At 73.9% G+C, this 13380-nt stretch carries 9 protein-coding genes and 3 pseudogenes; 7 read left to right on the top strand and 5 right to left on the bottom strand.

What is annotated here, in order from left to right; all coding sequences use genetic code 11:
* Window positions 1-78 precede the first annotated feature (78 nt).
* Window positions 79-2461: pseudogene (locus AC4IHM_RS10640) on the bottom strand (DEAD/DEAH box helicase).
* Between the two features lie 488 nt (window positions 2462-2949).
* On the opposite strand from AC4IHM_RS10640, the gene AC4IHM_RS10635 reads away from it, so the two are divergent.
* On the top strand, window positions 2950-3705 hold the full coding sequence (locus tag AC4IHM_RS10635; RefSeq protein ID WP_490866824.1) for a ferritin-like fold-containing protein: 756 nt from the start codon (window positions 2950-2952) through the stop codon (window positions 3703-3705).
* A gap of 42 nt (window positions 3706-3747) precedes the next feature.
* Here AC4IHM_RS10635 and AC4IHM_RS10630 read toward each other — a convergent pair whose 3' ends face one another.
* The 4 genes from AC4IHM_RS10630 to AC4IHM_RS10615 form a co-directional block, all read right to left on the bottom strand.
* Complete coding sequence (locus tag AC4IHM_RS10630) at window positions 3748-4017, bottom strand: hypothetical protein (RefSeq protein WP_490866823.1); 270 nt, start codon at window positions 4015-4017, stop codon at window positions 3748-3750.
* Between the two features lie 226 nt (window positions 4018-4243).
* On the bottom strand, window positions 4244-4471 hold the full coding sequence (locus AC4IHM_RS10625; RefSeq protein WP_490866822.1) for a DUF3107 domain-containing protein: 228 nt from the start codon (window positions 4469-4471) through the stop codon (window positions 4244-4246).
* Window positions 4472-4626: 155 nt separating this feature from the next.
* Complete coding sequence (locus AC4IHM_RS10620) at window positions 4627-5268, bottom strand: TetR/AcrR family transcriptional regulator (protein WP_490866821.1); 642 nt, start codon at window positions 5266-5268, stop codon at window positions 4627-4629.
* A 217-nt stretch (window positions 5269-5485) separates the two neighbouring features.
* Window positions 5486-5707 carry an Rv3202a family protein gene (locus tag AC4IHM_RS10615; RefSeq protein ID WP_490866820.1) on the bottom strand — a complete coding sequence of 74 codons (222 nt, stop codon included), beginning with the start codon at window positions 5705-5707 and terminating at the stop codon, window positions 5486-5488.
* A gap of 217 nt (window positions 5708-5924) precedes the next feature.
* Here AC4IHM_RS10615 and AC4IHM_RS10610 point away from each other — a divergent pair, with 217 nt between their 5' ends.
* From AC4IHM_RS10610 to AC4IHM_RS10585, 6 genes and pseudogenes are all read left to right on the top strand, one after another.
* Window positions 5925-6947 carry an alpha/beta fold hydrolase gene (locus tag AC4IHM_RS10610; protein WP_490866819.1) on the top strand — a complete coding sequence of 341 codons (1023 nt, stop codon included), beginning with the start codon at window positions 5925-5927 and terminating at the stop codon, window positions 6945-6947.
* Window positions 6948-6955: 8 nt separating this feature from the next.
* Window positions 6956-8380, top strand: coding sequence for a DUF3152 domain-containing protein (locus AC4IHM_RS10605; protein WP_490866818.1), 1425 nt, complete (start codon window positions 6956-6958; stop codon window positions 8378-8380).
* Window positions 8381-8594: 214 nt separating this feature from the next.
* A pseudogene (locus AC4IHM_RS10600) lies at window positions 8595-10278 on the top strand (DUF3492 domain-containing protein).
* A pseudogene (locus AC4IHM_RS10595) lies at window positions 10275-11449 on the top strand (hypothetical protein). Before AC4IHM_RS10600 ends, AC4IHM_RS10595 begins: the two co-directional pseudogenes overlap by 4 nt.
* 100 nt (window positions 11450-11549) lie before the next feature.
* Complete coding sequence (locus AC4IHM_RS10590; protein WP_490866817.1) at window positions 11550-12608, top strand: SDR family oxidoreductase; 1059 nt, start codon at window positions 11550-11552, stop codon at window positions 12606-12608.
* Window positions 12596-13345: a spherulation-specific family 4 protein gene (locus AC4IHM_RS10585; RefSeq protein WP_490866816.1), complete on the top strand. Its 750-nt coding sequence runs from the start codon at window positions 12596-12598 to the stop codon at window positions 13343-13345. The genes AC4IHM_RS10590 and AC4IHM_RS10585 overlap by 13 nt, the downstream gene beginning before the upstream one ends.
* The last annotated feature ends 35 nt before the right edge of the window (window positions 13346-13380 follow it).

Here is a 13380-nt window from a genome sequence, read left to right as displayed (position 1 = left end):
CATCGGGAGTGGGAACGCCGTCGGCCCGGTCCCGCCTGGGTGGCGGGACCGGGCCGACGGTCGGACGAGCGGTGTGGATCAGCTCTCGACGGACTCCGCGGGCTGGACGGCGGCCGTGGCGGCCGTCTTGCGGGTGCGGCGGGCCTTCGGCTTCGCCTCGACCGGGTCCACGGCATCCACGGGCGCCTCGACGACGACCGTGGCCTTACGGGTCCGGCGCCGCGGTGCGGCCTCCGGCTCCAGCGAGGCCTGAGCGGGAATCCCCGCCTCGACCGTCTCGCTCGCCTCGGCCGTCTTGCGGGTGCGGCGGCGCGGCTTGGCCTCCGTGGCCTCGGCGGTGTCCGTGGCGGCTTCCGCCTTGGCGGCGGCCGTCCTGCGGGTGCGCCGGGGCTTGGCCTCGGTGGTCTCCGCAGCCGGTGCGGCCGACTCGGTGATCTCGGCCGGCTCGGCGGCCTTGCGGGTGCGGCGGCGCGGCTTGGCCTCCGTGGCCTCGGCGGTGTCCGTGGCGGCCTCTGCCTTGGCGGCGGCCGTCCTGCGGGTGCGCCGGGGCTTGGCCTCGGTGGTCTCCGCAGCCGGTGCGATCGGCGCCGGGGCGTCGGCCGCGGCCTCTGAGGCGGCCTCGACCGTCTCGGTGGCCTCGGCGGCCTTGCGGGTGCGGCGGCGCGGCCTGGCCTCCGTACCCTCGGCGGTGTCGACGGCGGCTTCCGCCTTGGCGGCGGCCGTCTTCCGGGTGCGGCGCGGCTTCTCCTCGGGAGCCTCGGCCGCCGGAACCTCGGCAACCGCGGTCTCGGTGACCGTCGGCTCGACCACCGGGGTGGTCTCCAGCGGGGCGGCCGGCGTCTCCGCCGACTTGCGGGTGCGGCGGCGGCGCGCCTTCGCCGGGGTCTCCACGACCTCCGCGGCCTCCGCGGCCTCCGCCGCTTCGGTGATCTCGGTGGTCGCGAGCACGGAGCCCTCGGCGGCCTGCGCCACGGGGGTCCCGGTCGTCGCGGCCTCCACCGGCCCGCGCGACGGCTCTCCACCGCGCGTACGGCGCCGGCGGCGCAGCGTGCGGGGGGCCGCCGGGGCGGCGTCCGTGTCCGTGGCGCCGTCCGCACCGCCGGTCACGGCCTCGGCGGAGGTGGCCGAGGAGGTCTCCGCGTCCACCGGGGCCCCGCCGCGCATCCGGCGGCGGCGTCGCGGCGTCGCCTGGGACGAACGGTCGCGGTCGGCGGAACGGGACTCGTCCCGGCCGCCCCGGCCACCGCGCGTGCGACCGGCGCGGCCGCCCGGCTCGCCCAGGTCCTCCAGCTCCTCCGCGTCGAGCCCGGCACGCGTGCGCTCCGAGCGCGGCAGCACGCCCTTGGTGCCCTCGGGGATACCGAGGTCGGTGTACAGGTGCGGGGAGGTGGAGTACGTCTCCGGCGGGTCCCCTAGGCCCAGGTCCAGCGCCTTGTTGATCAGCTGCCAGCGCGGGATGTCGTCCCAGTCGACCAGCGTGATCGCCGTACCCTTCGCGCCCGCGCGGCCGGTGCGGCCGATGCGGTGCAGGTACGTCTTCTCCTCTTCCGGCGACTGGTAGTTGATGACGTGCGTCACGCCCTCGACGTCGATGCCGCGAGCGGCGACGTCGGTGCAGACGAGCACGTCCACCTTGCCGTTGCGGAAGGCGCGCAGGGCCTGCTCGCGGGCGCCCTGGCCGAGGTCGCCGTGGACCGCGCCGGAGGCGAAGCCGCGCTGCTTGAGCTGGTCGGCCAGATCGGCCGCCGTGCGCTTGGTGCGGCAGAAGACCATGACCAGTCCACGGCCGTCGGCCTGCAGTATGCGCGACACCATCTCGGGCTTGTCCATGTTGTGCGCGCGGTAGATGAACTGCTTGGTGTTCGCGACCGTCGCGCCCGCGTCGTCCGGGGAGGTGGCGCTGATGTGGGTGGGCTGCGACATGTAACGGCGGGCCAGCCCGATGACCGCGCCCGGCATGGTGGCCGAGAACAGCATGGTCTGACGCCGGACCGGCAGCATGTTGATGATCTTCTCGACGTCGGGCAGGAAGCCCAGGTCGAGCATCTCGTCGGCCTCGTCGAGGACCAGGCACTTGATGTGCTTGAGGCTCAGCTTCTTCTGGCCCGCCAGGTCCAGCAGCCGGCCCGGGGTGCCGACGATCACGTCGACGCCCTTCTTCAGGGCCTCCACCTGCGGCTCGTAGGCCCGGCCGCCGTAGATCGCGGTGACGCGCACATTGCGGACCTTGCCGGCGGTCAGCAGGTCGTTGGTGACCTGCTGGCACAGCTCGCGCGTCGGGACGACGACGAGGGCCTGCGGGGCGTCGGTCAGGGACTCGGGCGCCGCGCGGCCCGCCTCCACGTCGGCGGGGACGGTGACGCGCTCGAGGAGCGGGAGGCCGAAGCCCAGCGTCTTGCCGGTGCCGGTCTTGGCCTGGCCGATGACGTTCCGAGCCCGACAGGGCCACGGGGAGCGTCATCTCCTGGATGGGGAAGGGAGTGATGATGCCGACGGCCTCAAGGGCCTCGGCGGTCTCGGGGAGGATCCCGAGGGATCGAAACGTGGTAGTCAGGGTGCTGCCTCTTCTGTGTACGTGGTGCGAGGCGAGCGCGCGGGTCGTGCCGGACCGTGTCGGGGACGTCGGCTGCCCTTGCGGGTCAGCCGCAGGACACGGGACCTCTGTCGACGCTCCAGCGCTCGTACCACTGAGGGTCCCCCTCCGGATTCCGTACGCAGTGTCGCGTACGGCAGGGAGGGCTGTCGGGTCGGAGCCGATCGGGCCACCGACCGGGCATCCTCATGCGTGCGCCCCGACGACGTGAGGTACCTACGTCGCGTACTCGGCAGGCGCATTACCACCATACCCCGGATTCGCGCACACGCGATGGCCGATTTGGTCACGTAGCTGTCGTCACACAGACTGACCAGGGCCTTCCCGCTGCCGGAGAGCGGGTTATTGTGCGCTGCATGACGAGCTCTGACAAGCCTGGCAACGCCGCAGACGCCCCCGCCGAAACCACCGCAGCCACCTCGGTCGCCGCCCGGGACTGGACGACGGCCGCCGCCGACCCGCAGTACCGCGCCGCGATCGTGGACCTGCTCGGCGCGCTCGCGTACGGCGAGCTTGCGGCGTTCGAGCGGCTCGCGGAGGACGCCAAGCTGGCGCCCACGCTGGGGGACAAGGCGGAGCTGGCGAAGATGGCGTCGGCGGAGTTCCACCACTTCGAGCGGCTGCGCGACCGGCTCGCCGGGATCGGTGAGGAGTCGACGGCGGCGATGGAGCCCTTCGTGGCCGCCTACGACGCCTTCCACAAGCAGACGGCCCCGTCCGACTGGCTGGAGGGGCTGGTCAAGGCCTACGTCGGCGACTCCATCGCCAGTGACTTCTACCGCGAGGTCGCGGCCCGGCTCGATACGGACACCCGTGAGCTGGTGCTGGCCGTGCTCGACGACACCGGGCACGCCGGTTTCGCCGTGGAGAAGGTGCGCGCGGCGATCGACGCGGACCCGCGCGTGGGCGGGCGGCTCGCGCTGTGGGCGCGGCGGCTGATGGGGGAGGCCCTCTCGCAGTCCCAGCGTGTGGTGGCCGACCGCGACGCGCTGTCGACGATGCTCGTGGGCGGTGTCGCGGACGGCTTCGACCTCGCCGAGGTCGGCAGGATGTTCTCCCGGATCACCGAGGCGCACACCAAGCGGATGGCGGCGCTGGGACTGGCCGCCTGACCGCTGCCCAGGCGCGCTGCGCCCCGGACGACGGCGGTCCGCTCAGGCGGGTGCCGAGCTGCGTCGGAGCCTGCCCGCGGGGCGCAGCAGCAGGGAGAGCGAGGTCGCGGCGAGCACCGCCGAGCCCAGCAGAACCGGCAGCAGGCCGCCCACGCCCAGCGCGGTGTGGGTGACGAACGCCCCGCACAGGGCTCCGGCGATCCCCGTCGGCAGGACCATGACGCGGTCCGGGAGGCGGTGCGGCAGGCGTTGGGCGGCGGCCCATGCCAGAGTGAGTCCGAGGATCGCGGCGCTGAGCGCTTCCAAGAGCATGTCGGGGTCCCTCCCAGATGGCCGGCCTGCCCGAAACGGTCACAGCCGTACTACCCCTGACCTGCGGAATGCAATCCTCCCCCTGTGGGTGAACTGTGAGCCCTCCGTGAACGCGGAGGCGGGGCGGCGCGAGCGGGAGGCCCGGAACCGGAAACGACGGGAGGGGCCCGGCGGCTGATCACCGCCGGACCCCTCCCGTCCTCGTGCGTCGTCCCGTGTCGGACGGCTAGAGCGCGCCGAAGCCCACCTTGCGCGGAGCCGGCTCGCCGATCTCGACGTAGGCGAGACGGTCGGCCGGTACCAGGACCTTGCGGCCGTGTTCGTCCACGAGGCTCAGCAACTGCGACTTGCCGCCCAGTGCCTCGGCCACCACCCGCTCGACCTCCTCGGCACTCTGACCGCTCTCCAGAACGATCTCGCGGGGCGCGTGCTGCACGCCGATCTTGACCTCCACGGCTATGTCCCTCCGACGGTCGGTGAAGTGCGCGATCTTCCGCGCCGTACCCCGCACACATTAGCCCGGTGAGGGGACGTGCACGGTGCGTCGGAGAACGCCAGGAGCGAACAGCCGGCGGGAAGAGCCGCCGTTCGCCCGCCGCGGTGTGTCGGTCAGTGCTGCTCGCTGCCGTGCAGCGGGAAGCCCGCGATGCCCCGCCAGGCCAGCGAGGTCAGCAACTGCACCGCCTGGTCGCGCGGCACGCTGCGGTCGCTGTGCAGCCAGGAGCGCGCCACCACCTGGGCCAGACCGCCGAGCCCCGAGGCCAGCAGCATCGACTCCGCGCGCGAGAGCCCGGTGTCCTCGGCGATGACCTCGCAGATCGCCTCGGCGCACTCGTTCGTGACCTTGTCGACGCGCTCGCGCACGGCGGGCTCGTTGGTCAGGTCCGACTCGAAGACCAGGCGGAAGGCGCCGCCGTCGTCCTCGACGTACGCGAAGTACGCGTCCATCGTCGCCCGCACGCGCTGCTTGTTGTCGGTGGTCGACGCGAGCGCGGTCCGCACGGACTGGATCAGCGCCTCGCAGTGCTGGTCCAGCAGGGCGAGGTAGAGGTCGAGCTTGCCGGGGAAGTGCTGGTAGAGCACCGGCTTGCTGACGCCGGCGCGCTCGGCGATGTCGTCCATTGCGGCCGCGTGGTAGCCCTGGGCCACGAACACTTCCTGTGCGGCGCCCAGCAGCTGGTTGCGTCGGGCTCGGCGGGGAAGGCGTGTGCCCCGCGGGCGTACCGCCTCTGTCTGCTCGATGGCTGTCACGCCGCCTCCCATAGTCGTCCTCGTGCGGTGTGCGCCGCGTCGTCATCGTACTTTTCGGTAACCGTGGTGTGTGTGCCGCGAGCGGAGAATTTCACGGACCGGACGGTGGTGAAAGCCGCACAACAGGTTTCAAAAGGGCTCAGACGGGGCAACAATCGGCCTCCCCTCCGCACGGCGAGGCCGCTGCGCCGCTTCGTACGCCGCGCGCCGCCGCGTCTCAGCGGTAGTCGTCCTCGTCGTGGGAGACGACCCGGGCCTGTTCGGCCAGGTCGGCCTCATTGGCGCGGTCCGGTTCGACGCCGGTCAGCGGGTCGTCGCCCTCCGGCGCGATGTCCGCCTGCTGCTCGGCCGCGTCGGCGTCGGGCGCCTCGACGTCGAACTCCTCCGCGTCCTGTGCCTCGTCGTCGAAGGTCTCGGGGTCGGTCGGGTCGACGGTCATGCTGGGCTCCCTTCCTACGAACGTCCCTGAAGGTGCAGGTGCCACACGCGGGTGCCCACCCACACGAGCCTAGGAGACACCCGATCGGGACGCCATGCCTCACCGGTCCCGGCCGCGTGCGCTGCGGGCATCCGTACCCCGGCCGCCGGGCCCGTGCACCCGCGCCTGTGAGGGCGAACACATGAACCGCGGCGTGATCGTCTCGTAACATTGCCGCATGTCTTCGACCGATCCGCCGTCCGTGCCGCCCGCCAACGTGCTGCCGAAGGCCTCGGCCGTCAAGGTCGCGGCGGGCGAGCGGCTCAGGTCGGTCCACCTGCCCGGCATCACCCTGACGGTGCGGTCGAGGCCACCGGTGCGCGAGGGACTGCCGCCCGCCCTCTACGTCCACGGCCTCGGCGGCTCCTCGCAGAACTGGTCCGCGCTGATGCCGCTGCTGGACGGCGTCGTCGACAGCGAGGCCGTCGACCTGCCGGGCTTCGGCGACTCCCCGCCACCGGACGACGGCGACTACTCGATCACGGGCCACGCGCGCGCGGTCGTCCGTCACCTCGACGCCGCCGGACGCGGCCCCGTGCATCTGTTCGGCAACTCGCTCGGCGGCGCCGTCGCCACCCGGGTCGCCGCGGCGCGGCCCGACCTGGTGCGGACGCTGACCCTCGTGTCGCCCGCGCTGCCGGAGATCCGCGTGCAGCGCAGCGCCGTGCCGACGGGGCTGCTGGCGCTGCCGGGGGTGGCGTCGCTCTTCACCCGGCTCACCCGGGAGTGGACCGCCGAGCAGCGGGTCCGCGGTGTGATGGCGCTCTGCTACGGCGACCCGGGGCGGGTGAGCCCGGAGGGTTTCCGCAACGCCGTGGAGGAGATGGAGCGGCGGGCGCGACTGCCGTACTTCTGGGACGCCATGGCGCGTTCCGCACGCGGACTCGTCAACTCGTACACCGTGGGTGGCCAGTACGGGTTGTGGCGACAGGCCGAACGGGTTCTCGCACCCACGCTGCTGGTCTACGGTGGACGGGACCAACTCGTCGGCTACCGCATGGCCCAGCGGGCTGCCCGCGCCTTCCGTGACTCCCGGCTGCTGACCCTGCCGGACGCGGGGCACGTGGCGATGATGGAATATCCGGAGGCCGTGGCCACGGCGTTTCGCGAACTCCTCGCGGACACCGGGGAATCGACGGCCGGCGAGAGGACCGACGGGCTCGTCGACGACGAGCCCGCCAACCAGACCACAGGAGGCTGAGGCGCGACGTGGGACGCCACAGCCGCCGCGGGCCCGCCCCCAGGGCCGACGCCGCGGACACCGCCGCAGCGCGGGAGGCCCGGCCCGCACGGCCGGACCACCGCGGGACGCCCGGCGCTCCGGAGGGCCGGACGGCCGGACCCTCGGAGGGCTGGGCGGCCGGGCCCCCGGAGGGACATGCCGGTGCCCCGGGCCGAGGGCCGCGATTCCCGGACGGCACTCCGGCGCGTGGTGTGCCGCGGGTTCGTGGGGGGCATCCTGAGCAGCGTGAACCCGGCGGCGGCTGGGGCGAGTTGAGCGGGCGCCCCGGCGCCGGACACGGCGCCGGGGCGGGGGCGGACGCCGGTGGCCCGGCGCCCTCCGCTCCTCCTGGGCGGTCGGCCGGGCCCGGCCCGGTCTTTCCGCGGCAGCGGAAGGCGCCTCCGGGCGGGCCTCGGCAGGAGTATCTGGACGCCTTCGGCGCGGACGGCGGCGTGTTCGCGCCCCGCCCCCCGCGCCGTACCTCCGACTCCGCACCGCCCGCCGACCCGTACGGCTCCGTCACCGACTGGGACGCCGACGGCGGCGGTGGCGGTGGTGGCATCGCGTCGGACGCCGACGACGCGGCACCCACGGGTGATCCGGCGCAGTCCAGGGGCGGCAAGGGCAGGACCTTCACCGGCGTCGCCGCGGCGGCCGTCACCACCGTGCTGGCGGTCGTCGTGGCCGGCCAGGTCGCCGACGGCACGGACGCCGAGGGCCTGCGCCCGCAGTCCGCCACCGACCAGGCCCGCGACGCCCACGACCCCTCGTCGCGCACGGACGAACGGCCGGCGTCCGAGGCCGCGGCGACGCTGACGTACGAGCAGAAGATGGGCAGGACGTACCCGCTCGGCGCCACGTTCAAGGGCTCGGGGAAGTTCGAGGCGGTCCCCGGCATCGCCAAGGGGCCGGGCAAGGGGCAGAAGTACACCTACCGGGTGGACGTGGAGCAGGGGCTCGGCCTCGACGGGCAACTCTTCGCCGAGGCCGTGCAGAAGACGCTCAACGACAACCGGAGCTGGGCCCACAACGGCGCCCGCAGCTTCGAACGCATCCACTCCGGGCAGCCCGACTTCGTGATCACGCTGGCCAGCCCCGGCACCACCGCCGTCTGGTGCGCCAAGTCCGGCCTGGACACCACCGAGGACAATGTGTCCTGCGACTCCGCAGCCACCGAGCGCGTGATGATCAACGCCTACCGATGGGCGCAGGGCGCGGAGCCGTACGGCGACGCGATCCACCCGTACCGGCAGATGCTGATCAACCACGAGGTCGGCCACCGCATCGGCTACAACCACGTCACCTGCGACAAGGACGGCGAACTCGCGCCGGTCATGCAGCAGCAGACCAAGTTCCTCGACCACGACGGAATCCACTGCCTCCCCAACCCCTGGGCCTACCCCGGCGGCTGACGGTCAGGCATGGCCTGTGCGTCACATGCCGTGACTCCTTGATCTCTTAGCGCGACCGAACGCGTCCCGCACGGGAAAGTTACGACCGTTCACCCCTTTTGGTGGTGGGATGGACAACCGTCCATCGCACCACCTCCCAGTCCGCATACGTTCGTCCCGCTGCGAGCCGCCGGGCCAACGGCGGCTCCCCAAACGGGAGATCGGGGGTGCGCGCGTGCGCATCGGACTGCTTACGGAGGGTGGCTATCCGTATGTGAGCGGTGAGGCCGGACTCTGGTGCGACCGGCTCGTACGCGGGCTTGAACAGCACGAGTTCGACGTTCTACGCGCTCAGCCGCAGTGAGTGCCAGGAGACCGAGGGGTGGGTGCCGCTGCCACCGCAGGTCAGCCGGGTGCGCACCGCCTCGCTGTGGGACACCGGGGACGACGGGATCGCCCATGGACGGCGCGCGCGCCGGCGCTTCGCCGAGTGCTACGGCGAACTGGCCGCGGCCCTGTGCACCAGCGCGTCGGCCCTTGAGGCGGACCGTTTCGCCAGTGCGCTGTACGGCCTCGCGGAGCTGGCCCGCGACGAGGGCGGGCTGCCCGCCGCACTCCGCTCGGAGAGGGCCGTACGCGCCCTGGAACGCGCCTGCCGTGCGCCCGGCGCCCACCGCTCGGCGCGCGAGGCGCGCGTCCCCGATCTGCTCGCCGTCGCCGCACGCCTCGAACGCGCCCTGCGCCCCCTGTCGCTCGACTGGTACGAGGACGACGGCCTCGGCTCGGTCGACCTGTGCCACGCGGCGTCCGGCGGCACGGCGGCCCTGCCGGGCCTGCTCGCCGGGCACTTCTGCGACGTGCCCCTGCTGGTGACCGAGTACGGGGTGCGGCTGCGGACGCACTACCTCACGGAGCCCGGCTCCCCGCCCGCGATACGGTCCCTGCTGGCCGCCTTCCACGGGCGGCTGGCCGCCGAGACCTACCGGCGGGCGGTCCTGATCACGCCCGGCAACACGCACGCGCGCCGGTGGCAGGAGCGCTGCGGTGCCGACCGCGCCAAGCTCCGCACGGTCCCCCCGGGCATGGACGCGGCCCCGTTCGCCGAGGCGGGGGAGTCGCCGGAGTGCGCCGACCCGCACACCCTCGTCTGGGTCGGCCGGGTCGAGCCCGCCAAGGACCTGGTCTCGCTGCTGCACGCCTTCGCGGAGATCCGCAGGGCGGAGGCCGGGGCGCGGCTGAGGATCGTCGGCGCCCCCTCGGGCCCCGAGGGCGCGGCCTACCTCGCGCACTGCAAGGGCCTGGCCGCACAGCTCTTCCCCGACGAGGCCGACGGTCCGCACGCCGTCGGCCGCAACCCGGTGTCCTTCGAGGAGACCGGCGGACCGGAACTGCCGTCCCGCGCCGACGCGTACGCCTCGGGCGCCCTGGTGGTCCTCTCCAGCGTCGTCGAGGGGTTCCCGGCCGGGCTGGTCGAGGCCATGTTCTGCGGTCGCGCGACGGTGTCCACGGACGTTGGCGCGGTGGTGGAGGCCATCGGCGGCACCGGACTCGTGGTGCCGCCGCGCAATCCGCGGGCGCTCGCCGAGGCGTGCGTCGCCCTGTTGCGCGACCCCGCGCGCCGTGAGCGCCTGGGCGCCGCCGCGCGCGCCCGCGCACTGGAGTTGTTCACCGTCGAGCAGAATGTCGCGGCATTTCACGGTATTTACCTGGAGATCCTCTCGCGGACCCCGGTACATCGCGTCGTCCTCGACGACGCCGGTGAACCCCTGCCGTTCGCCGTGCCTGCCGAGGCCCACGTCCCCGGCCGCTGGACCGAACCGACCCCCCGCGCTCTCGCCCGGAGCGGCCCCGGCTGGGCGACGGACGCTCCCGTCCGGGCCACGACGCCCGTCTCCGCGACCGAGGGAGCGGCCCGATGACCGGCCTCGGCGAACTGAACCGGCCCGATACCCCGGACACGTCCTCCGCCGCCGGCCGGGCAGCCGTCGGCGGCAAGCCGTCGGCCCCCGCCGCCCGTCGCGCCGCCGCGGACCCGGTGAAGGCCCTCATGCACCGCCACCGCGAACTGTGCGAACGCGCCGTGGACCCCCTCGAGATCGCCGCGGGCCTGGAGGCGCACGGCGTCACCGACCGGACCGCCACCCGCTTCAGGCACCGGGACGTCTCTCCCTCGCGGAGGAGATGTACGCCCGTGTCCCGCGCGACGGCGACACGCCCGCGCCGCCCGCACCCTCCCCGGCGCCGCCGGCACGCACCGCCTGGATCGTCCTCTCCCTGCTGCCCGGCACACTGTGCGCCGCCACCGTGGCCGGCCTGCGCCTCACCGACGGCCGACCGCGCCTGATCGCGGCAGCCGTCGGCACTCTCGCGGTGACCCTGGCCCTGCGCGCGGCACTGCGCCGAGGCCCGCTGAGCGCCGCCACGCGCACCACCGGCACCTGGACCTGCTGGCTCGTCGGATACGCCCTCCTCGGAGACGGACTCCTGCGCAACGCCCTCACCGGCGGCCCCGACGGTCTGCCCGACGGCACCACCGAAGCCTCGTGGCCCACGACCCTCGCCCCCGTCCTGGCACTCGCGCTGTCCTGCGCGCCCGCGGCCGGCAGCGCCCACCTCTTCGCCGTGCACGCCCGCCGCAAACTGACCTCCAGCCGCGGCCTGGCCGACTTCTCCACCTCCGTACGCCCCCTGCTGTTCGGCACGTTCGCCCTCTACATGGCCGCCCTGACGGCCCTGCTCGCGTCGACCGGCGCGGTACTCGGCGAGCAAGTCGTCCCTCTCCAGGCGCTCGCCCTGGGCGCCCTGCTGCTGCTCGCCCGGCTGCTCACCGTGCACGGCCACGCCCACTCCGCGACGCTCGTCCTCACCGCCACGGCCACCGCCGAGGCGGCGGCCGTGGCCACGGTCTTCGCCGGCCGCCTCCCCGGCTGCGGCTTCCTGGCCGCTCCGGTGGAGGCCCTGGTCGCCGCCTGCGGCCCGGCCGGTGTCCCGACGGCGGCCTGCGGCATCGGCGCCCTGATCCTCCTGGTCCACGCGACCCGCCGCCTCACCAGGGCCTCGGCCCACGCGTCGGCGGAGCAGCCGCGATGACCGCGCGCCCGGACAGCCCTCCACATCTCCGCATCATCCTCCGAAGGAGCCCCCAGATGACCACCTCCCGACCCGACGCCTCGGCACCGGGAGCCGCCCGATGAGAGTCCTGCTGATCGGAGCCAACGGCTACATCGGCCGCTTCGTCGCCGACCGTCTGCTCGCCGACCCGGCCGTCCAGCTCACCGCCCTCGGCCGCGGTGACGACGCCGACGTCCGCTTCGACCTCGCCACCGGCAGCCCCGGCGCCCTCACCCGCTTCCTCGACGCGGTCCACCCCGGTGTCGTCGTCAACTGCGCCGGAGCCACCCGGGGCGGCGCCCGCGAACTCACCCGGCACAACACCGTCGCCGTCGCCACCGTCTGCGAGGCCCTGCGCCGCAGCGGCTGCGGCGCCCGCCTGGTGCAGGTCGGGTGCAGTGCGGAGTACGGCCCCAGCCAGCCCGGCTCCTCCACCGCGGAGGACGCCGTGCCCCGCCCCGGCGGCCCCTACGGCGTCAGCAAACTCGCCGCGACCGAACTGGTCCTGGGCTCCGGCCTGGACGCCGTCGTCCTGCGCGTCTTCTCGCCCGCCGGACCCGGCACCCCGGCCGGCTCCCCGCTGGGCCGTCTCGCCGAGGCCATGCGCCGCGCGATGCAGTCCGGCGACGGTGAACTCCGGCTCGGCGGCCTCGGCGTCCAGCGCGACTTCATCGACGTCCGCGATGTCGCCCGCGCCGTCCACGCCGCCTCGCTCTCCGCCGCGCAGGGCGTCATCAACATCGGCTCCGGCCGCGCCGTCCGCCTGCGCGACGCCGCCGCCACCCTCGCCCGCGTGGCCGGCTACGGCGGTGCGCTGCACGAACTCGACGGACCGCCCGGCGGCCTGCGCCCCACCATCGGCCATCCCCGCACCGAATCCGTCGGCCACCGCGTCGACGCCCTCGGCCATCACCGCACCGACGTTCTCGGGCATCACCGCCCGGAGCCCCTGGGGCACCGCGGCGAGCGGGCCGACGCCGAGCACCCGGCACCGGTCGCCTACCCCTACCCCGACGGCTGCGGCAGTTGGCAGCAGGCCGATGTGCGCACCGCGCGCGACCGGCTCGGCTGGCGACCCCGGATCGCCCTCGAAGAGTCCCTCGGCGACATCTGGATGGAGGCGGCATGCCGTATCTGACCAGTACCGAGGAGGGCACCGCGAGCACCGATGTCCGTACCGGCCTCGGTGTCCCGGGCCTGGCCCATCCCCTCGTCGCTCCCGACGAGTGGGCCGGCCTCACCTGCCCGGGTACCCCCCTGCACTGGGTCGTCCTCAACATCGCCAACGGTCCCGGCGCCCATCCCGACCCGCGCTGTCTGGAGGCCGCCGGCCGGCTGCGCAACGCGGGCGTCCGTGTCCTCGGCCACCTCGACGCCGCCCACGGAACCCGCGGCCTCGGCGAGCAGGTCTCCGACGCCCACCGGTATCTCGACTGGTACCGGGTCGACGGCTTCCTCCTCGACCGCTGCCCGTCCGGGAAGGCGGCCCTCCCCGAGATCCGCCGCACGGTCACCACCCTCCGGGGGATCCGTGACGGTGCCCACATCGTGCTCGGCCACGGCGCCCACCCCCATCCCGGCTATGCCGAGAGCGCCGACCAACTCGTCACCTTCTCGGGCCCCTGGAGCGACTACCGCTGGTCCCAGGCCTCCGAATGGAGCGCCGACCATCCCCCCGAGCGGTTCTGCCACTTCGTCCACGGCGTCCCCCGCGGGCACCTGGAGGAGGCGTTGCGCATCGCCCGCTGGCAGGGTGCCGCCACGATCTACTTCACCGACCGCACGGACCGCGGCGGCCGGATCGACCCGTGGGAGACGATGCCCGGCTACTGGGACGAAATTGTCTCGCGGGTCGGGACGGGTGTCTCGGAATGAAAAAGGCCGTGGCAGTGTTGCGAGGAGAACAACCG

The organism is Streptomyces sp. SL06, assembly GCF_058244745.1.
This window is presented reverse-complemented; position numbering and strand designations above follow the sequence as displayed.